The sequence below is a fragment of the Paraburkholderia sp. BR14320 genome, from assembly GCF_040948665.1.
GTDB lineage: Bacteria > Pseudomonadota > Gammaproteobacteria > Burkholderiales > Burkholderiaceae > Paraburkholderia > Paraburkholderia youngii.
The window spans coordinates 1-18165 of sequence record NZ_JBFPKG010000083.1 but is presented as its reverse complement, the minus strand read 5'-3'; the positions used below and the strand labels follow the sequence as shown (position 1 = coordinate 18165).

Annotated in this window: 15 protein-coding genes and 3 pseudogenes; 6 read left to right on the top strand and 12 right to left on the bottom strand. The window is 65.4% G+C overall.

Going from position 1 to position 18165, the window contains the following annotated elements; genetic code table 11:
- Window positions 1-442: 442 nt before the first annotated feature.
- The 9 genes and pseudogenes from AB3X89_RS37185 to glnT all read right to left on the bottom strand — a co-directional run.
- Window positions 443-706, bottom strand: a pseudogene (locus AB3X89_RS37185) (ISKra4 family transposase); the annotation flags it as partial.
- A gap of 588 nt (window positions 707-1294) precedes the next feature.
- Window positions 1295-1492: a hypothetical protein gene (locus tag AB3X89_RS37180; RefSeq protein ID WP_368587661.1), complete on the bottom strand. Its 198-nt coding sequence runs from the start codon at window positions 1490-1492 to the stop codon at window positions 1295-1297.
- A 191-nt stretch (window positions 1493-1683) separates the two neighbouring features.
- Window positions 1684-2474 (bottom strand): annotated as a pseudogene (locus tag AB3X89_RS37175) (ABC transporter substrate-binding protein); the annotation flags it as partial.
- A 139-nt stretch (window positions 2475-2613) separates the two neighbouring features.
- Window positions 2614-4356, bottom strand: coding sequence for a protein kinase (locus AB3X89_RS37170; RefSeq protein WP_368587660.1), 1743 nt, complete (start codon window positions 4354-4356; stop codon window positions 2614-2616).
- Window positions 4353-5786 (bottom strand): APC family permease, encoded by a 1434-nt coding sequence (locus AB3X89_RS37165; protein ID WP_368587659.1) that lies wholly within the window; start codon window positions 5784-5786, stop codon window positions 4353-4355. Before AB3X89_RS37165 ends, AB3X89_RS37170 begins: the two co-directional genes overlap by 4 nt.
- 28 nt (window positions 5787-5814) lie before the next feature.
- A complete protein-coding gene (locus tag AB3X89_RS37160; protein WP_368587658.1) occupies window positions 5815-7176 on the bottom strand; it encodes an FMN-binding glutamate synthase family protein in 1362 nt (453 codons plus the stop codon).
- Window positions 7177-7203: 27 nt separating this feature from the next.
- Window positions 7204-7893, bottom strand: coding sequence for a protein glxC (locus AB3X89_RS37155; RefSeq protein WP_368587657.1), 690 nt, complete (start codon window positions 7891-7893; stop codon window positions 7204-7206).
- Window positions 7881-8789 carry a class II glutamine amidotransferase gene (locus AB3X89_RS37150; protein WP_368587656.1) on the bottom strand — a complete coding sequence of 303 codons (909 nt, stop codon included), beginning with the start codon at window positions 8787-8789 and terminating at the stop codon, window positions 7881-7883. The genes AB3X89_RS37155 and AB3X89_RS37150 overlap by 13 nt, the downstream gene beginning before the upstream one ends.
- An 11-nt stretch (window positions 8790-8800) precedes the next feature.
- A complete protein-coding gene (gene glnT, locus AB3X89_RS37145; RefSeq protein ID WP_368587655.1) occupies window positions 8801-10195 on the bottom strand; it encodes a type III glutamate--ammonia ligase in 1395 nt (464 codons plus the stop codon).
- Window positions 10196-10345: 150 nt separating this feature from the next.
- Here glnT and AB3X89_RS37140 point away from each other — a divergent pair, with 150 nt between their 5' ends.
- Window positions 10346-10948 (top strand): helix-turn-helix domain-containing protein, encoded by a 603-nt coding sequence (locus tag AB3X89_RS37140; protein WP_368587654.1) that lies wholly within the window; start codon window positions 10346-10348, stop codon window positions 10946-10948.
- A 250-nt stretch (window positions 10949-11198) separates the two neighbouring features.
- Here the strand turns inward: AB3X89_RS37140 and hutG are convergent, their stop codons facing one another.
- Together hutG and AB3X89_RS37130 are read right to left on the bottom strand one after the other, a co-directional pair.
- Window positions 11199-11993 (bottom strand): N-formylglutamate deformylase, encoded by a 795-nt coding sequence (gene hutG, locus AB3X89_RS37135; protein WP_368587653.1) that lies wholly within the window; start codon window positions 11991-11993, stop codon window positions 11199-11201.
- Window positions 11994-12019: 26 nt separating this feature from the next.
- Window positions 12020-12985: a LysR family transcriptional regulator gene (locus AB3X89_RS37130; RefSeq protein WP_368587663.1), complete on the bottom strand. Its 966-nt coding sequence runs from the start codon at window positions 12983-12985 to the stop codon at window positions 12020-12022.
- 191 nt (window positions 12986-13176) lie between these two features.
- On the opposite strand from AB3X89_RS37130, the gene AB3X89_RS37125 reads away from it, so the two are divergent.
- Genes AB3X89_RS37125 through AB3X89_RS37105 form a run of 5 tightly spaced genes read left to right on the top strand, consistent with a single transcriptional unit; the run spans window position 13177 to window position 18013 of the window.
- Window positions 13177-14364 (top strand): NAD(P)/FAD-dependent oxidoreductase, encoded by a 1188-nt coding sequence (locus AB3X89_RS37125; RefSeq protein WP_368587652.1) that lies wholly within the window; start codon window positions 13177-13179, stop codon window positions 14362-14364.
- A 21-nt stretch (window positions 14365-14385) separates the two neighbouring features.
- Complete coding sequence (locus AB3X89_RS37120; RefSeq protein ID WP_368587662.1) at window positions 14386-15174, top strand: electron transfer flavoprotein subunit alpha; 789 nt, start codon at window positions 14386-14388, stop codon at window positions 15172-15174.
- Window positions 15171-16103, top strand: a complete 933-nt coding sequence (locus AB3X89_RS37115; RefSeq protein ID WP_368587651.1) for an electron transfer flavoprotein subunit alpha/FixB family protein — start codon at window positions 15171-15173, stop codon at window positions 16101-16103. The genes AB3X89_RS37120 and AB3X89_RS37115 overlap by 4 nt, the downstream gene beginning before the upstream one ends.
- Window positions 16100-16552 (top strand): HutD family protein, encoded by a 453-nt coding sequence (locus AB3X89_RS37110; RefSeq protein WP_368587650.1) that lies wholly within the window; start codon window positions 16100-16102, stop codon window positions 16550-16552. Before AB3X89_RS37115 ends, AB3X89_RS37110 begins: the two co-directional genes overlap by 4 nt.
- Window positions 16553-16609: 57 nt before the next feature.
- Complete coding sequence (locus AB3X89_RS37105) at window positions 16610-18013, top strand: HAD-IC family P-type ATPase (RefSeq protein WP_368587649.1); 1404 nt, start codon at window positions 16610-16612, stop codon at window positions 18011-18013.
- Window positions 18014-18028: 15 nt separating this feature from the next.
- On the opposite strand, the pseudogene AB3X89_RS37100 reads toward AB3X89_RS37105, so the two are convergent.
- Window positions 18029-18165, bottom strand: a pseudogene (locus tag AB3X89_RS37100) (AraC family transcriptional regulator); the annotation flags it as partial.

Sequence of the window (18165 nt, the reverse complement as noted above, 5' to 3'; positions counted from 1 at the left end):
ACATTCCGGCAGCAGCGTTGCCTGATTGCGGTCTGCACCTTCGACAAATCGCCCCATCTTCCCCTCTCGCGCCAACAGGTTGATTTAGTCTAGGCTATCAAGCACGTTTTTACACGGCCTCGGCCAGTTTCGGACATTCGGCGTTTCAACCAGAATCGTCGACAATCGGCGATCTTATCCGACTGACGAACAAGAATAAAATTCGATCCGATTCGAGTGCGGGAAGTCTCCGATAACGCTGTGAGGCGGGCTCTGAGCACTGAATTCGACGAGTCCCGGCCAATGGGAAACGTGGCCGCAAGCACGCTCGGTGAGGTAGTACGCGCGTGGCTCGTCGGTTATGCACAGCAAATCGCGCCAGTGACTGCGCGCGCCAATCATTGGCTTGATGTAGCGATAACGCGTCAATGTATCGTGATGGCATGCAACCGTCCCGCGAAGTGAAGCACCAGCGCAGCTTGTCAACGCGGGACATCAGCACACGTCGGGTGGCCTTTTCCGCTTCGGATTGTGCGTGTATGTCCTTGATGATCTGCTTGAGATACGTCACTCTCATTGATATATGGAACGAGTCCAGAACAGGTGTCGGAGAAAACGATAATCGACAAGCGATTGAGTGGAGGCATTTGGCACCATCGGTTATGACCGACGGTTTCGTTTGATTGCTTCCGGTTGTGGCCTTCACGAGGGTGGTGAACCGGTCCAAGGCTCACTGAAGGCCTGCAACGGTCGCAAGTACGCGTTGGCGACAGCGAGACGAGTCGCTCACGACCGCTGAGGTGCGAACGGCCGGAGAGTGCCGTGAAGCCGACCGACCTAAGCCATCACCTGAACGTCAGCTATGGCCGAATTCTGCGCGTAGCTCATCCGTCCGGTTGTGGAGTAATGCAGCCAGCGCGACGGGAGGTTCCCCGGTGCAGTGCGAGACGGCTTGGGACCGCCTGACGGCCTTCGTCTGCTGCGACCTCGCGTGCCGACTGGTCGCGGTTGACTTTCACCGGCGCGACAGTGTGTGACTGCAGTCCCGACGACGACGTTCAGTGTCGCGACCGGGTCCAGCGACACCAGTCGTGGTGATCAAGGTTGCGCAGCAGATCGGCACCGCGCCGTTGACGGCTGTAGTGCGCAATCACGCCACACGCCGCCATCACCAGCACGATCGGGCCCATAGCCCCATACCCAACCAAAATTGGTCCACGTCGGCCTCCTCAGATACACCCGGATTGCCACCCCGCCAGCGAAGACGGCTCGACAGACGACTATAGTTCGTCTCAACAGAATGTCGGTGCACCAGTCAACCTACACGTTCAAACGCACGCAGTACGGCGTCGCCACGCGCCGTCACGCGAGGAAACCGCAGTCCCGGCCCAGCTGGCTCATTCGCAATCAATTGCAATTCGCGGAGTGTGCCAAGCTCTGCCCGATCCGAATCGATCCGCTCAGGCGCATCTTTCGACAGCAACAATGTGGCCAATTCGTGCGGGCTCAACATGTCGTTTACCTCGCGGCGAGAACGAAGAACGGGTGACCAGATCCGGCTACGGCTGCATTGGCAGCACGCGAAACCAGACCTGGCAGATTTTGTCGCCTATCGGCTTGACGAGCGACGTGCGCGAGGCGGACTTCGGCGTTCCGAAGGATCAAGGGTCGGCTTTGCGACGCGCTCGAGAATGTCACGGACCATTTCGCGCCCTTTGGAATCACGAGCATGTCGGCGGCGGTCAGGTTCTGTTCCACGAAATGCCGACCGGCACACCGGTCTGCGCGAGCGCATGCAAACGTCCGTTCCAGAACATGCCGATCGGCGCTTCGCCCGATGCGAGCAGTTGCTGCGACTGCGCGCCGCCGCTCCACCAGACGATGTCGCTCTTGATCGTGTCGAGCTTCTTGAACGCGCGGTCGAGATCGAGCGGATAGAGTTTGTTCGGCGGCACGCCGTCGCCGAGCAGCGCGATTTCCAGCACGCCCGGCGCCGACCATTTGTAGAACGTGCGCTTGCCGGGGAATTTCTTGGTGTCGAACAGATCCGCCCACGTCTGCGGCTGCGCGCCCGTGTACTTCGACTTGTTGTAGCCGAGCACGAACGAGTAATAGAAGCTGCCCACCGCGTCCGGCGTCGCAAAGCGCGGGTCCAGTTCGTCCTTCTTCACGACCGAGTAGTCGATCGGCTCGATCAGGCCGGCCTTTTGCGCGGCGTACGCGAAGTCGCCTTCCACATCCACGACGTCCCAGCTCACGTTGCCGCTGTCGACCATCGCCTTGAGCTTGCCGTAGTCGGTCGGGCCATCCATCAATACGGTGATGCCGCTCGCCTGCGTGAACGGCTGCGCCCAGTTCTTCTGTTGCGACGATTGCGTGGTGCCGCCCCAGCTCGTGAAGACGATCGGGCCGGCGGCGAGTGCGGGCGCTGCCGCGAGCGTCATCAAGCACGCAGCAGTCAGCGGCGCTGCAAACACAATCCATTTACTGCTCATGTCGATCTCCAGAAACGTTTAAGGGACGTACAGCGCCGCGGTAACGGTGCAGTAGACGATGATCACAGGACCATGAATCCCGTCTTCTGAGATGATGGAATGCCAAGAAATTAGAAAAAATAAAAGCCGCCGGGACCTTTCAGGCCGCTCCCGAACCGTGCGCCAACGCAATCAGCAGCAGGATCAGAAGGATCAACGCCACGCTTTTCCAGAAGGTCACCGGACTGCGCTCGATCAATGGCAGCCTCGCTGCCGTTGGCGTTTCGCCGCCGCCCGCGGCGAATCGGTCCAGCTCGGCACAGAGCTCGAGCGCATCCTGATAGCGACGCTCCGGATCGGCCTGCATCGCCTTCTCGAGCACGAGGTCAAGCCATGCTGGCAGGTCGGGTCGGTGATGCTGCAACGGAACCCGGCTACTGAAGCCGTACGGCGAGCGTCCGCCGCTGAACATGCGATACAGGGTGACGCCGAACGCAAAGACCTCGGAGCGCTCATCGCCCTTCCCGCCTTTGAGAAGCTCGGGCGCCATGTAGGCGGGCGTGCCCGGCGCAATAGACGGCCCCGGCGCGAGCAGGCCGGGCATGTAGGCAAAGCCGAGGTCCAGCAGCCTCACGCTGCCGTCGGGCAACACCAGCACGTTCTCGGGTTTGATGTCGCGATGGAAGATGCCCTGGCGATTCAGCGCGTGGATCGCGCGGCCGAGCTGACGCGCGATCGCGAGGCCGCGCGTCAGCGACATCGGTGCCGGCGTCATCAAGGTTTCGAGCGGCAAGCCGTCGAGGAACGGCATCACGACATAGAGGCGGGTCTGGCGCGCGGGATCGATCGCGCTCGGCGCAAGTACGTTCTCGCTGTCAATCTTCCCCGCGAGCCACCGTTCCCGGACGATCGACTGGCGCACGTTGGCGTCTTCGTCGACGCGCGGCTTCGGGAACTTGAGCGCGAGCCGCGTTTGCGGGTCGGCAAGATCGTGGCCGATGAAGATCCGCGAGTAATGTCCGTCGCTCAGTACCGTGGTCAGCGCATAGCCGTCGATCACCTCGCCACACGCGGGAACCGCGAGAATCGGCAGGTCGCCGAGCACGCCTTCGAGATAGCGATAGTCGAGGTCCGGCACCTTGCGCACGTCGACCACGACCGCCGAGACGTCGTCGGTCGAGCCGCGCGAGCGCGCCATCTGGACGAGCCGTTCAGCCACCGCGGCCGCGGGCGCCTGCGCCGACAGCACGGCCCGCAACTCGCGCCACGGTACGCGTCGATAGAGCCCGTCGGAGCACAGCAGCAGGCGGTCACCTTCCTTTAGCGCCCAGCTCTCGATGCGTGTCACCAGCGCACTCTGCATGCCGACCGCATGCGCGACGAAGGCGCCGAACGGCACGTCGATGACGTCGTCGCCGCCGAGTTGCGACACTTCGCCATCGCGCAGCTGATAAAGCCGCACGTCCCCCGCGCCGACGAGCCAGGCCGTGGCGCCCCTGATCACGAGCGCCGCAAAGCACGCCGCCATCTGACTGAGCGCCGCGTCGCTGCGGCCGATCTGGTGCAGCCAGCGGTGAATCGCATCGAGCGCGCGCGACGCCGCGGCTTCGGGCGCCAGCGTGTGAGGCGGCGCATAGTAGCCGTCGATGAAGCTTCGCACGGCGAGCTCGGCCGCCACGCGCCCTCCCCGGCCGCCGCTCATGCCGTCAGCCAGTGCGACTACGCTCCCCCGCGCCGAGCGTTGCATCAGATCCCCGAGCATGATGCCGACGTAGTCCTCGTTGCGCCCGCTGCGGCCCGGCTCGGAAACAAAGGCGATGTCGAGCTCAGGAGATTCGCCGCGCTCGGGCCGCAGTGTCATGCACGCTGCTTCGATGGCATTCGCGAGGGGTGTGTCGGTCATTTCCTGTCGAAGATCGCAGCTTCGCTCGATTCGAGATCATGCTCGATCTTATCGAGAACCTGCGGCGCACGCTTCTTCAGCATCGCGAGCCAGCCGAGGCCGAACAGCATGTAGGCCGCGAACAGATAAGGCAGGATGTTGTACGGCCAGTCCGGAACCGGATAGACGCTGCCGAAGAACCCGCCGATCATCGCCACGGCGCCGAGAATGCCCACCACCAGATTGGCAAGCTTGAGCTGCCCTTGCTTCTTCAGGTAGAGAGGCGCGGACACCGAGATCAGGAAGTAGGCCACGATGAAGCCGAAGGTCGCGAACGTGCTCGTATAGCCGAACGTATTCAACGCGCCCGTGCCCAGCAGCGCGAGATTCACGGCCAGCGAGAGGAGCGCGGCAAAGGCCACCGCATAGTGCGGCGTCTGATGCTTGGTGTGCACCATGCCCATCGAGCGGTGCACGAACTGATAGCGGCCCATCGAGAACAGCAGCCGGCTCGCGGCATTGATTGAGGCCAGCACGCAGGCGAACGCGCTCACCGACGCGATCAGATAGAACAGCGGCGCCAGCGCCGGTGCACCGAGTCCGCTCAGCAGCGTCTGCAGTGGTGCGGTATCGGCGCCGAGCTTGCTCACGTTGCCGCCGTAGGCGACGACCATCGAGTAGGCGACGAACATGAAGAAGGCGCCGGCCAGCACCATGCTCCAGATGATGGCGCGAGGAATCGCCTTCAGCGGGTCCCTGGTTTCCTTGCCGAGCGACGCGGCGCTCTCGAAGCCGACGAACGAGAAGATGCCGAGCACCATCGCCTCCGCCATCCCTTTGGGCGTCGTGCCCTGCAGCGACAGCTGCGCATGATCGACGATGCGCTCGGGATGCTGATAGAAGACCACCAGCAGCACGCCGCCGACGATCGTGATCGAGGCGGCCTCGATCGCGAGGCTCAGGCGCGAAGACAGCTTGATGTCGCGCGACGACAGGAACCAGGCCAACCCCGCGCTCACCACATAGATCAGCCAGGTCGGCACGGCGATGCCGAACGGCGTGAACGCGTTCTGCACGAAGATGGCTTCGCCGGCGAGCACGCCCATCGCCGTACCGGTGTAGGCGGCAATCAGCCCCCATCCGGCGATGCCGCCCGCCATTGGCCCGAGCGAGCGCGAGATGAAGATGAAGAACGATCCGGCCGCGGCGAACCGGCTGGCCAGCACGGCGATGTTGAGACTGACGAACATGAGCCCGAGCGTCGACAGCCCGTAGACCAGCCAGCTGCCCGCACCCGCGAGTGCCGCGACGGCCACGACGTTGATCGACGGCGTTAGAGTCGGAGAGATGTTGGCGAGAGACTGGCCGATCGTCTCCATGAAGCCCAGGCTCGACGATCGAAGATCGGCGGACTGCGAAGGAACAGCGGTAGGTTGCGGTGTTGCGCTCATGCTGGGCTCTCCTGCTTACGTTGGTGGTTCAGTAATTCGCTAGTCCTGGTATCCACGAGGTGCCGGCGAGCGGCACGCGCGCCATCGCGGCCGCCTCCACCGTCAGCGCCACGAGATCCTCCGGCTCCAGGTGATGCACGTTCTGCTTGCCGCAGGCGCGTGCGATCGTCGTCAGTTCCATGTTCAGCGTCTTCAGGTAGTTGCGTACCCGGCGCGAGCCTTCCTCCGGCTGCACGCGCTGCTCGAGCACGGCGTCCTGGGTCGTCACGCCGACCGGGCACTTGCCCGTGTGGCAGTGGTGGCAAAAACCCGGCGACGTGTTGAGCGCCGCGTAATCGGCGGTGGCCGAATGCAGCGCGCCATCCTTGAAGTAGGTGTCGCTGTTGCAGCCGAGCGCCATCAGCACGCCCTGCCCGATCGCCACGGCATCGGCGCCGAGCGCGAGCGCCTTCGCCACGTCGGCCCCGGTGCGGATGCCGCCCGACACGATTAGCTGCACCTGCCCTTTCATGTTCAGGTCCTCGAGCGCGTCGACGGCCTGCCGCACCGCGGCCAGCGTCGGAATGCCGACGTTCTCGATGAAGCACGTTTGCGTCGCCGCGGTGCCGCCCTGCATCCCATCGATCACCACCACATCCGCGCCGGCATGCACCGCCAGCTTCACGTCGTTGAACGTGCGGGTCGCGCCGACCTTCACGTAGATCGGCTTTTCCCAATCGGTGATTTCGCGCAGCTCCTGAATCTTGATCGCGAGGTCATCGGGGCCGGTCCAGTCCGGATGACGGCTCGCCGAACGCTGGTCCACGCCCGCGGGCAGCGTGCGCATCGCGGCGACCCGCGGGTTCACTTTCTGCCCCAGCAGCATCCCGCCGCCGCCCGGCTTCGCGCCCTGGCCGATCACGATTTCGATCGCATCGGCGCGGCGCACGTCGTCCGGGTTAAAGCCATAGCGCGACGGCAGGCACTGGTAGACCAGCGTCTTCGACGAGCGACGCTCTTCCTGCGTCATGCCGCCGTCGCCCGTCGTCGTCGAGGTGCCGGCCGCCGTCGCCGCACGTCCCAGCGCTTCCTTCACGTTCGCCGAGAGCGCGCCGAAGCTCATACCCGCAATCGTGATCGGGATGTCGAGCACGACGGGTTTGCTTGCAAATCGTGTGCCAAGCACCGTTTTGGTGACGCACTTCTCGCGATACCCTTCGAGCGGATAGCGCGACAGCGACGCGCCGAGGAACAGCAGATCGTCGAAGTGCGGCACGCGCCGCTTGGCGCCAAGGCCGCGGATTTCATAGAGACCGCGCTGCGCGGCCATGTGGATGTAGTCGATCGTCTTGCGGTCGTAGCCTTGCGACTCTTCCTGCTGCAAGCGGGCGAAATGAACGGGCTTTTCCATGGGGACCTTCTCGATGATCTTGGGGGTTCAATATTCCTGGTCCGCGTCGGCGTTCCAGTGGTAGAGCGTGCGAGCCGAGGCGATGCGTTTGAACGCGCGCGGATCGTGCTGCAGTCCGGCCGCATCGAGCAGCGCGGCGACGGCCATGACGTCCGCATCGGTCATCGGCTCGAACTGCGCGTCCGCGCCGAGCGATTTCACTTCACCCTTCACATACAGCACCGCTTCGTAGAGCGAGTCGCCGAGCGCGTCGCCCGCATCGCCGCAGATCACCATGCGGCCCGCTTGCGCCATGAACGCCGAGAAGCTGCCCACCGATCCGCCGACGACGATGTCGCCCCCCTTCAGCGAAATCCCGCAACGCAGGCCCGCGTCGCCGTCGATGACGAGCAGCCCGCCATGCGCCGAAGCACCCGCGCCGTTCGACGCAAAGCCCTTCACGTGCACCTTGCCGCTCATCATGTTTTCGGCGACCCCGGTGCCCGCGCTGCCCTCGATGACGATCTTCGCGTGCTGGTTCATGCCGCCCGCGTAGTAGCCGGCATGGCCCTCGATCGTGATGCTGACGTCGGCATCGACGCCGACCGCGATGTTGTGCGCGCCGTTGGGCGAACTCACCGTGATGCGCTGACCGGTAAGCTCAGCGGCATCGCCGTGCAGGTACTGGTTCAGCGCCCTGACCGGCGAGCGCGCGAGGTCGAATGTCACGCTTTCCATACATACATCTCCTCAGGTGCGGGTTCGAAGACCTTCGCATTCTTGATGTCGGGCAGATGCGCGAGCGAACGGAACTCCGAGGCAATCGCCACGTACTCGTCGTTCTCCGCGACCACGGCGGGCTTGCAGGCGAACGGATCGCGGATCAGCGCGAGCTCGGTCGTCGTGCCCATCAGAAAGGTGTAGAAGCCGTCGAGCTCTTCGAAGCCTTTTTGCAGCGCGTCCGGCAACGTGTCGCCTTCGCGCAGGCGCCATTCGAGAAAGCGGCAGGCCGCTTCCGTATCGTTGTCGGTATCGAAGTGAATGCCCTCGGGTTCGAGCTTGCGCCGCACGCCGTGCGCATTCGACAGCGAGCCGTTGTGCACGAGGCAGAAGTCCTCGCCCGCCGTGAACGGATGCGCGCGATCCGGTGTGACCGCCGATTCGGTCGCCATCCGCGTATGCCCGACCAGATGCGAGCCCTTCAGGTTCGCGAAGCCGTAGCGTTGAGCAACCTGCGCGGGCGAGCCGATGTCCTTGTAGAGGTCGATCGAGCGGCCCGCGGACAGCAGATAGAGCTTCGGATAATGCTCGCCGAGCCAGCGCTTCACGTTCTCGACGCTGCCTTGCAGCGTCAGCATGGCATGATTGCCCTTCGCTTCGATGCGCGGCGTGACATCCATCGCGGCGTTCAACGCGTCGACGAGCGGTTGCCAGGCGAAACGCTCGCCTTCGTCGGTAAAGCCCGAGTAGAGGCTGAGCTTGCGCTGGTGCGCGTCGACCGCCGTGCCGAACACGGCCAGCCCGGCCGAGTCGGGGCCGCGCTCGGTCATGCCGATCAGCATCGGCACCATCAGTTCGCCGAGCCGTTCACGTAGTGCCGGCGTCTTGACCAGCAGCCCTACGATTCCACACATAGTGCGTCTCCTTAGAAAAATTCGAGGTAGCTCTTCAGCTCCCAATCCGATACGTGGCGCATGTATTCGAGCCATTCCATGCGCTTCAACTTGAGGAATTCATCGGCGACCGGGCCGAGCGCATCGCAGATCAGGCGGTCCGCTTCGAGCGCGTCGAGCGCCTGTTCGAGGTTCTGCGGCAGCACGCCGATGCCGTGCTCGCGCAATTGCCGCGGGGTCCAGTCGTAGAGGTTTTCGTTGGCGGGGGCGCCCGGCGACAATTCGCGCTCGATGCCGTCGAGCCCGGCCGCGATCACGGCGGCGGTCGCCAGATACGGATTGCACGAGCCGTCCGGCAGGCGCAGTTCGATGCGCTCGCCCGGCATGCGCACCATCGTCGAACGATTGTTGTCGCCGTAGCTGATATACGCGGGCGCCCAGGTCGCGCCCGTCAGCGAACGGCCCACCACCAGCCGCTTGTACGAGTTGACGGTGGGATTGCACAGCGCCGCCAGCGCCGGCGCATGGGCGAGCAAGCCGGCCGTGAACTGGTAGCCGAGCTCCGAGAGGCCCATGCCGAGCGGATCGCTCCTGTCGGCAAACAGATTGCGCTCGCCGTCGCCGATCGACATGTGCATGTGCATGCCGTTGCCGGGACGATTCGCAAACGGCTTGGCCATGAACGAACAGATCATGCCGAGCTCGTTCGCGATCTCCGATGCGGCCATCTTGAAGAACACGTAGTGGTCGCACGAAGTCAGGCAATCCGTGTACGTGTAGTTGATCTCGAACTGGCCGTTCGCATCCTCGTGGTCGATCTGATAGACGTCGATGCCCACCGCGCGCATCGATTCGGTGAGCTTTTCCAGGAACACGCGGGTGCGCGAGAGGCCTTTGTAGTCGTAGCATGGCTTCGCGAGCGTATCGCTCGGATCGCATGGCTCGAGCAGGCCCGACGCCGAGCGGCGCAGCAGCGAGAACTCGGGTTCGAGCCCCGTGTAAAGCGTCCAGCCGCGCCCGGTCATGCGCGCGACCTGCTGCTTCAGCGTCACGCGCGAATCGTACTTCCAGGGTTTGCCGTCGACATGGCCATCGCACGCGATGCGCGCAATGCCGGGCTGCCAGGGCACCGGCGTGAGCGTCGACAGATCGCCGACAGCCATGAAGTCCGGCCCGTTCGGCTCGATCCCGACACCCCAGATCGCAAAGCCGGCGAAACCCGCCCCCGCGGTGAGCACGCTTTTCAGATGCGCGACCGGCACCGACTTCGCCTTCGCCACGCCGTGAATATCGACGAACTGCGCCAGCACGTATTTCACGCCCTGTTGCGTGAGCCAGGCCTGCGCGTCTTGTGCCGTGTCGAAGCGCGGCACGCTCCCGAGCTCGTTGACGGTGACCGGCAGCTTGCTCGCATCGTTCAGGTTCATTGCCACTCCTTGCAACAATTTATTAACATGCAAAAATATTTCCCACCAGGAAACTCCCTGCGCGCACGCGTTCCCGCTTTCAAGGCCCGCTTCAAAGGCCGGCAAACCAGTGCGATCTGCTAACCTTGCTTCCTTTTTCCGAGGTCATCCATGCAAACCGCGGACGACAACAAATCACCGCTCGAACGCCATCTCGGCACGACGATCCGCGAGCTGCGCCAGTCTCACGAACTGACCATCGCGCAGGTCGCCGAGCAGGCCGGCATCAGCCGCGGAATGCTCTCGAAGATCGAGAACGCGCAAACCTCGGCCGGGCTCGACGTGCTCCACCGCATCGCCATGGCGCTCGGCGTGTCGATGTCGGCGCTGTTTCGCAACTTCGACGTCCCGCAAGGCGGCGCCCAACTGGTCAAGAAAGGCGCCGGCATGGAGGTCGTCCGCAAGGGCACGCAGCGCGGCCACACCTACCATCTGCTCGCGTACGATCAGGGCCCGCGCAAGCTCTTCGAACCGTTCCTCATCACGATGGACGACGAGTCGGAGCGCTTCCCCGTCTTCGAGCACCCGGGCACCGAGTTCATCCACATGCTCAAGGGCGTGATCGAGTACCGCCACGGCCAGCAAACCTACATCCTGCATCCCGGCGATACGCTCACGTTCCGCGGCGATATCCCGCATGGCCCAGAACGCCTGATCAAGACGCCGATCCAGTTTCTTTCGATCTTCGTCTACGCTCAGTGCGCCGCCGAGTGAGCGGCCTCCACCTCGGCTCCGACCTCGCGGCCGCATTCCGGGCAACTGTCCCACTGTCATGCAACGTCCGTGCCATGTTTATCAGTGAGAATCAAAAGTTCCTGTCAATAAACACTGGCGGCGCACCGCGGTCTTGCCCCCTCTCCCGGCTTCTCCTGCTTCTGCTTGCCTGCGGTGCGCCCGAATCGTGAATGCGGTGCAAAGCTGCACTGAAACGGCCAGGCGGGTTACGACGGTGTATCAACACAACTTATAAAGTCGCCAAGGCGCGCAGCACGTCCTCGATCATCGCGCGCAATACCGGCTGCACGCGTGCCGCACGCACCTCGTCATAGGCAAACGGCGCGCGCTCGCTCATGTAGGTCGACTGGCACATCTCGAGCTGGAGCGCGCGCACACCGTCGTGCGGCGCGCCGAAGTGACGCGTGATATAGCCGCCCTTGAAGCGTCCGTTCGCGACCCAGCTGAACGAGCTCGCTGCGGCGGCGGCAACGGCGGCTGCCTGCAAGGCGGGTGCAGCCGTGCGGCCGTCCTGCGTGCCGAGGTTCAGGTCCGGCAGCTTGCCGTCGAACAGGCGCGGCAGCACGCTCGCGATCGAATGCGCCTCCCACAGCACGACGTGAGCGTGACGCTCGCGCAGACGCGCGAGTTCCGCGCGCAGCCGGTGGTGATAAGGCTGCCAGTAGTCCGTCACGCGCCGCGCTTTGTCCTGCGCGTTAGGCTCGCAGCCAGCGCGGTAGACCGGCTCGCCGCGAAACGTCTCAGCCGGGCACAGGCCGGTCGTAGTTTGCCCCGGATACAGGCTCTCGTCGTTCGGCGGCCGGTTCAGGTCGATCACATAGCGCGACAGCTTCGCGCCAAGCACCGTCGCTCCCAATTCCGCGGCGAAATCGTACAGACGGTCGAGATGCCAGTCGGTATCGGCAACCGTGAGCGCCTGTTCCGTATAGAGCGGCTGAAGTTCGGCGGGAATCCGGCTGCCCAGATGTGGAATCGAGATCAGCAGCGGCGCCTCGCCGCTTTGCAACGTATATAGATCGTCCAAAGACGTTCTCCATGAAAACGACGCGACTAGAGCAATGCGTCGGCGGGAAGCTGCGGCAACGCACGCGCCAGCGCCGGCTGGATCGAGCGATCGATGACCGTGCGCGTCAAGGTGACGATTTCGCTCGCGAAATCGTCCCACTCGCCCTGCCGGTGCAGCAGGAAGAAATCGCGCCGTCCGAGCCGCCCGGACGGCAGCGGCAACACCGCGATCTCGTCGAGATAGTGCCGTGCTTGCCACAGGCACAGCGGCGTCGAGATCGCAAAGCCGAGCCGGGCCGCCACCAGACTCAGCAGCGGATCGGTCGCGTCGAATTCGTAGCGGCGCGGACTGTCAATGCCGAGATGCCGCGCGAAGCGCTCGACCTGCTGGCCGATCACCGAGCGCGCCGTATAGCGAATCAGCGGCAGCTCCGTCTTGAGCGTGCGCCAGTCGAGCGGCGCACGGCCGGCGAGATGGCTGCGCGCGACGACCGCGACGAACGCTTCCGAAAAGAGCGGCACTTCGACGATGCGCGCATCGTTCAGCGTCGTCTGCGTGCAGACGGCGAGATCGAGTTCCCGCTCGTGCAGCTGCTTCGACAGCCCCGGCGTGAGACCCGACCACAACGCGATCTGCCGGGCCGAATTCGACACCGCGCGAATCAGCTCCGGCCCGACCGTGGCCGCGAACGAATCGACACAACCAAGCCGCACAGGCAGCGTGCCCGCGTGCGACGCGTCGCCGATGCGCGTGCTCACCATCTGCGCATGCTCGAGCAGCGGCCCCGCGAGCTCGAGCAAGGCGCGCCCGGCAATATTGGGCCGCGGCGGCCGGCTCTCGCGGTCGAACAGCGTCATGCCCTGATCGCGCTCGAGCGCCGAGACCGCCTGGCTGATCGCACTCTGGCTCACGCCCAACTGCCTGGCCGCGCCCGTCATCGAGCCGGTCTCGCACACGGCGATGAAGGCCTGCAGCGCGCGCAGATCGATTGGCGTTTGAGTTCGTCTCATCATGACTCCAGTGTCCGCGGCGCCCAGCGCATGCCGCGCGACGATGTCGAATGCTGCTTGCTCAAAATTCGCCCACGCTCATGATGAGCAATGTCGGACCCACGCCATAAGTTTGCCTAATACAAAATTCCCCGGCGTTTCGGCTTTCTAGAATCCGCTCCATCGCCCTACTGGAAAATCGGAACGCTCCCATGAGCCACTATGACTTCGTCGTGATCGGCGCCGGCGTGATCGGCGCCTCGGTCGCGCACCATCTCGCCGCCGCCGGTGCGAACAGCGTGCTGGTCCTCGAGCGCGGCACCATCGGCGCCGGCACGACCTCGCAATCATCCGGCCTGCTGCGCACGCATTATTCAGTTCGCCAGAACGTCGAGCTCGCGCGCTCGTCGTGGTCGGCGTTCAACCACTTCGCCGAGTATGTCGGCGACGACGAAGCGTCGTGCGGGCTCGTCAAATGCGGCTACCTGATCTGCGCGCCCGAAGGCGACAAGCTCGAACCACTGCGCGCGTCGCTCGCCGCGCAGCAGGAGATGGGCATCGAAGTGCAATTGATGAACCGCGCCGAAGCGCGCGAGCGCCTGCCGATCGCGCAGTTCGACGACGCGGCGCTGATCGGATTCGAGCCCGAGGCCGGCTTCGCCGACGCCTATCTCGTCGCGACCAGCTTCGCCAGGTCGGCGCGCCGCCGCGGCGCGAAGATCATGGAAGGCGTGAGCGTGACGGGCGTGATCCGCGAAGGTCGCCGCGTGACCGGCGTCGAGACGAGCGCGGGCCGCTTCAGCTGCGGCACCCTCGTCAGCACGCAGAACATCTGGACGCCCGAGCTGGCCGCCTGGATCGGCGTGCCGCTGCCTGTGAAACCCGAGCGCCATACCGTGCTCGCCCTCGAATGCGAGACGGGCGCGTACACCTTCGGCATGCCGGCGTTCAAGGACCTCGGTTCGCCCGGCATGCTCTATTTTCGCAGCTACGGCGGCAGCCAGATGCTGGTGTCCGAAGGCGTGGTCGGAGAAACGCTCAACGCGCCGGAGACCGAGCAGGGCGAGATCTCCCTCGACTATGTCGTCGAAGTCGGCGCGCAGGTCGCCGAGCGGTTTCCCGCCTACGAGACGGCGGGGCTCGCGTCGTCGTGGACGGGCGTCTATGACGTCACGCCCGACTGGAACCCGGTGCTGGGCGGGGTCGGCGATGTCGAGGGACTGGTCGTCGGGTTCGGCTTCTCCGGACACGGCTTCAAGCTCTCGCCGGGCATCGGCAGGCTGCTCGCGCAGCATGCGCTCGGCCAGCCGACCGATGTGTCGCTCGCGCCCTATGCGCTCGAGCGCTTCTCGACGGGCGCGCTGCTGGTCGGCAAATACGGCTCGGGCGCGGTGTCCTGATTCATGGAGACGATCATGTCCATCAAGGTTCTCGTCCCCGTCAAGCGCGTGGTCGATCCGAACGTGCGCGTGCGAGTCGGCGCCGGCGGCGCGATCGACACGAACGGCCTGAAGATGTCGCTCAATCCCTTCGACGAGTGCGCGCTGGAAAAAGCGTTGCAACTGAAGGAAGCGGGACACGCCTCGCAGGTGACCGTCATCACCTGCGGGCAGGCCAATAGCCAGGACGTGCTGCGCACGGCGCTCGCGATGGGCGCGGACAACGCGGTCCTGCTCGATACGGGCGCGGCTGCGACGTCGCTGGACTCGCTGGACTCGCTGGCTGTCGCGCGCCTGCTGCGCGCGTATCTGTCGGCGCACGGCGATGCATTCGGCCTCGTGATCTGCGGCAAGCAGGCCATCGACGACGATACGGGCGGCGTCGCCGCGATGCTCGCGGGCCTGCTCGACTGGCCGCAGGCGCTCGACGCGAGCGCCATCGTCGCCCACGGCTCCGGCTGGCGCGTGACCTGCGGCGACGACTCGGGCACCGCGACATGGCAGCTCGACGGCGCGGCGGTCGTCAGCGCGGACCTGCGCCTGGCCGAGCCTCGGCGCGTGAGCTTGCCGAACATCGTGAAGGCCAGGCAGAAGCCTCTCGCGACCCTCGACGCGGCCACGCTCGGCGTCACGCTCACGCCGCAAAGCCGGATCGTCGAGCTGCGCGATCCGCCCGCGCGGCAGGCGGGCGTGAAGGTCGCGAATACCGCGGCTTTGCTCGATGCGCTCGCGGCGCATCGCGTGTTCGACCGCGCAGGAGCCATCGTATGAAAACTCTGGTACTGGCTGAATCGGATCACGGCTCGATCAGCGACGCCACGCTGCGCGTGATTAGCGCTGTCTCGCAGGGAAGCGCGCCGCTCGATGTGCTTGCGCTCGATGCCGAAACCGCAAACGAAGCCGCTCGGCTCGCCGGCGTAGCACGCGTGCTGAGCAGCCGCTACGACGGCGTGGCGACGCCGGAAAGTCTCGCCGCTCAATTGCGCAGCGTGTGCACCGGCTATTCGCTGATTGCCGCCGCCCATCGGCCGCTGGCGCGCGGCGCGTTTCCGCGCGCGGCCGCGTTGACCGGCAGCGCGTTCGTGCCTGACGCGCTCGGACTCGCGAACGATGGCTGTTTCGTGCGTGGGCTGTATGCGGGCAGCGTGCTGGCGACCGTGGCAAGCGAAACGGCGCTCACGTTCGCGACGTTTCGCGCGTCGTCGTTTGCGCCGGTCGAACGTGCGGGAGGGAACGCGTCGATCGTGACGCTCGATGCCGTGCCTGCGTTTGAAAAGACAAGCCTCGTGGAACGACAGGCGGCGCAGCAGGCGGGCCACGATCTATCGACTGCGCGCGTCGTCGTGGCAGGGGGGCGCGGGCTGGCGTCGCAAGAAAACATGGCGCGGCTCGGCACCCTGGCCGAGCGCATCGGCGCCGCTCTCGGCGCCTCGCGCGCCGCCGTCGATGCCGGTTACGCGCCCAACGCCGCACAGGTCGGACAGACCGGCAAAACGGTCGCGCCCGATGCTTACCTGGCCTTCGGCATCTCCGGCGCGATTCAGCATCTGGCCGGCATGAAGGAATCGAAGCTCATCGTCGCCGTCAATAAGGACCCCGACGCACCGATCTTTTCCGTCGCCGACATCGGGTTCGTCGGCGATTTGTTCGAGACGATGCGCGACCTGGAAGCGTACGTCGGCGCACGGGGCACCTCATGACGGACTTCACGCATCCGGATCAACGCGGCGCCCCGCTCCGTGCCTCGGCGAGCTTCGGGAAGCCACCCTCGCAGCACTCGATTCATTTCTTCGACTGCGCGCAACTCGCGCCCGAAACGTGGGCGAACGGCGGCGGCATCACGCGCACCATCGCCAAACGCGCGAGCGACGATGGCGGCATCGAGTGGCGCGTCAGCCTCGCCGCACTGAATGGTCCCGCCAGGTTCTCGCAATTTCCGGGACTCGATCGCACGCTGCTGTTGCTCGATGACGGCGCGCTCGATCTGCATTCGCAGGATGGCGCGTGGTTCGCGCGCCCGGGACAGCCCGTGCAGTTCTCCGGCGATCTGCTGATCTGGGCGAGCGTGTCCGCCCGACCGGTCGAGGTACTGAACGTGATGACGCGGCGCGGCGCTTGCCAGGCCCGCGTCAATGTCGCCTCGCACTAGCTGCGGATCACCGCAGCTTCGACGCAGCTCGTCTTGTGCGTCGAAGGACAATGGGGCGTGACGAGCGCACGGCTCAACGGCGTGTCGCTGCAGCCGATGACAGGCATCTGGATCGACGGACGACGCGAGGAAATCGACCGCAGCGCCGTTTATGGCGGCGCACTGAATCTCGACGGCGTGCTGCGCATCCAGGTCACTCACGCCGGCAAGGATTCGACGCTCGGCAAGATCATCGCGCTGATGCAGCATGCGGAGCAGGCGAAACCGCCCGTCACGCAGGTGCTCGAGCGGCATATGGGCGCGTATCTCGCGCTCGTCCTGCTGATCGCCGCGATCGTCTGGTTCACGTCCGCCAATGCATCGGCGATGCTCGCGGTCATCGTGGCCGCGTGCCCGTGCGCGCTGGTGCTCGCCGGGCCGTCCACGGCCATTGCCGGGATCGCGGTCGGCGCGCGGCACGGCATTCTGTTTCGCAATGCCGCGTTCCTCGACAAGATCGCCGAGGTCGATTCGCTCGTGATCGACAAGACGGGCACGCTCACCCGCGCGGAATTGCAGGTCCGGCAAGTGTGGCTGCAGCCCGGTGTCGACGCCGCGCAGGCGCGTGCGCTGGCCGCGCGGCTCGGCGAAAGCAGCGCGCATCCTGCGAGCCGCGCGCTCGTCCGTGATGCCGTTGCGTCCGGCCTCACGAGCGCCGATGTTGCGCCGTTCGAACGCACGCGGGAATTGCGCGGGCTCGGTGTCGTCGCCGACACGCCGGCCGGCACGGCGGTACTCGGCCGGCCCACACTGCTGGCCGACCATGCCGGTGACTTGCCGCCGGCGCCTGACGGTTTCGACGGGCCGCTCGTCGGACTCGTGCTCGGCGGGCGGCTGCTCGCGTGGTTCGGTTTTGCCGACACGTTGCGGCCCGACGCGCGCGAAGCGCTCGCCGAGCTGCGGACGCTGGGCCTCGCGCGGCAGACGCTGCTGACGGGCGACCTCGAGCGCGTCGCCGGCAAAGTCGCGGCCGAGACGGGTATCGAGACGGTGGTCGCGCAGGCGCTGCCGCACGACAAGCTCGATTACGTGATGCGCGAGATCGGCGCGGGCCTGCATCCGCTCGTCGTCGGCGACGGGCTGAACGACGTGCTGGCGATCAAGGCCGGCTCGACGAGCATCGCGATGGGCGAGCGCGGCGTCGACGTTGCGATCGCGTCGGCCGACATCGTGCTGCTGGGCGACGATCTGCGGCGGATTCCGACCTGCATCCGCCTCGGCCGGCAATGCCGGCGCACGGCGACGACCAATGCGGCGATCGGCCTCGCGTGGACGCTCGCGGTGATCGCGCTCGCCGCAACCGGCGTGCTCGGCGCAGTGTGGGCCGCGATCCTGCACAACGTCGGCACGTTCATCGTGATCGCCAAAGCGGGCCGTCTGCTGCGGATCGACGACTCCGCTAGCTCGGCGTTCGCTCCTTAGCTTCTGTCCAGGACCTTATCGGCATGCGCTGACCGCCTCCGGCGAAGCGACGAAATGCCCCGGCGTCACGCCGACCGCGCGCCGGAAATGTCGGCCAAGGTGACTCTGATCGAAAAACCCGACCTCGGTCGCGACCTCACACGGCGGGACGC

Bases quoted from the DNA above. Each gene is read 5' to 3' on its own strand.
- AB3X89_RS37180 (WP_368587661.1), bottom strand. From the start codon at position 1,492: ATGTTGAGCCCGCACGAATTGGCCACATTGTTGCTGTCGAAAGATGCG.
- AB3X89_RS37170 (WP_368587660.1), bottom strand. From the start codon at position 4,356: ATGACCGACACACCCCTCGCGAATGCCATCGAAGCAGCGTGCATGACA.
- AB3X89_RS37165 (WP_368587659.1), bottom strand. From the start codon at position 5,786: ATGAGCGCAACACCGCAACCTACCGCTGTTCCTTCGCAGTCCGCCGAT.
- AB3X89_RS37160 (WP_368587658.1), bottom strand. From the start codon at position 7,176: ATGGAAAAGCCCGTTCATTTCGCCCGCTTGCAGCAGGAAGAGTCGCAA.
- AB3X89_RS37155 (WP_368587657.1), bottom strand. From the start codon at position 7,893: ATGGAAAGCGTGACATTCGACCTCGCGCGCTCGCCGGTCAGGGCGCTG.
- AB3X89_RS37150 (WP_368587656.1), bottom strand. From the start codon at position 8,789: ATGTGTGGAATCGTAGGGCTGCTGGTCAAGACGCCGGCACTACGTGAA.
- glnT (WP_368587655.1), bottom strand. From the start codon at position 10,195: ATGAACCTGAACGATGCGAGCAAGCTGCCGGTCACCGTCAACGAGCTC.
- AB3X89_RS37140 (WP_368587654.1), top strand. From the start codon at position 10,346: ATGCAAACCGCGGACGACAACAAATCACCGCTCGAACGCCATCTCGGC.
- AB3X89_RS37130 (WP_368587663.1), bottom strand. From the start codon at position 12,985: ATGAGACGAACTCAAACGCCAATCGATCTGCGCGCGCTGCAGGCCTTC.
- AB3X89_RS37125 (WP_368587652.1), top strand. From the start codon at position 13,177: ATGAGCCACTATGACTTCGTCGTGATCGGCGCCGGCGTGATCGGCGCC.
- AB3X89_RS37115 (WP_368587651.1), top strand. From the start codon at position 15,171: ATGAAAACTCTGGTACTGGCTGAATCGGATCACGGCTCGATCAGCGAC.
- AB3X89_RS37110 (WP_368587650.1), top strand. From the start codon at position 16,100: ATGACGGACTTCACGCATCCGGATCAACGCGGCGCCCCGCTCCGTGCC.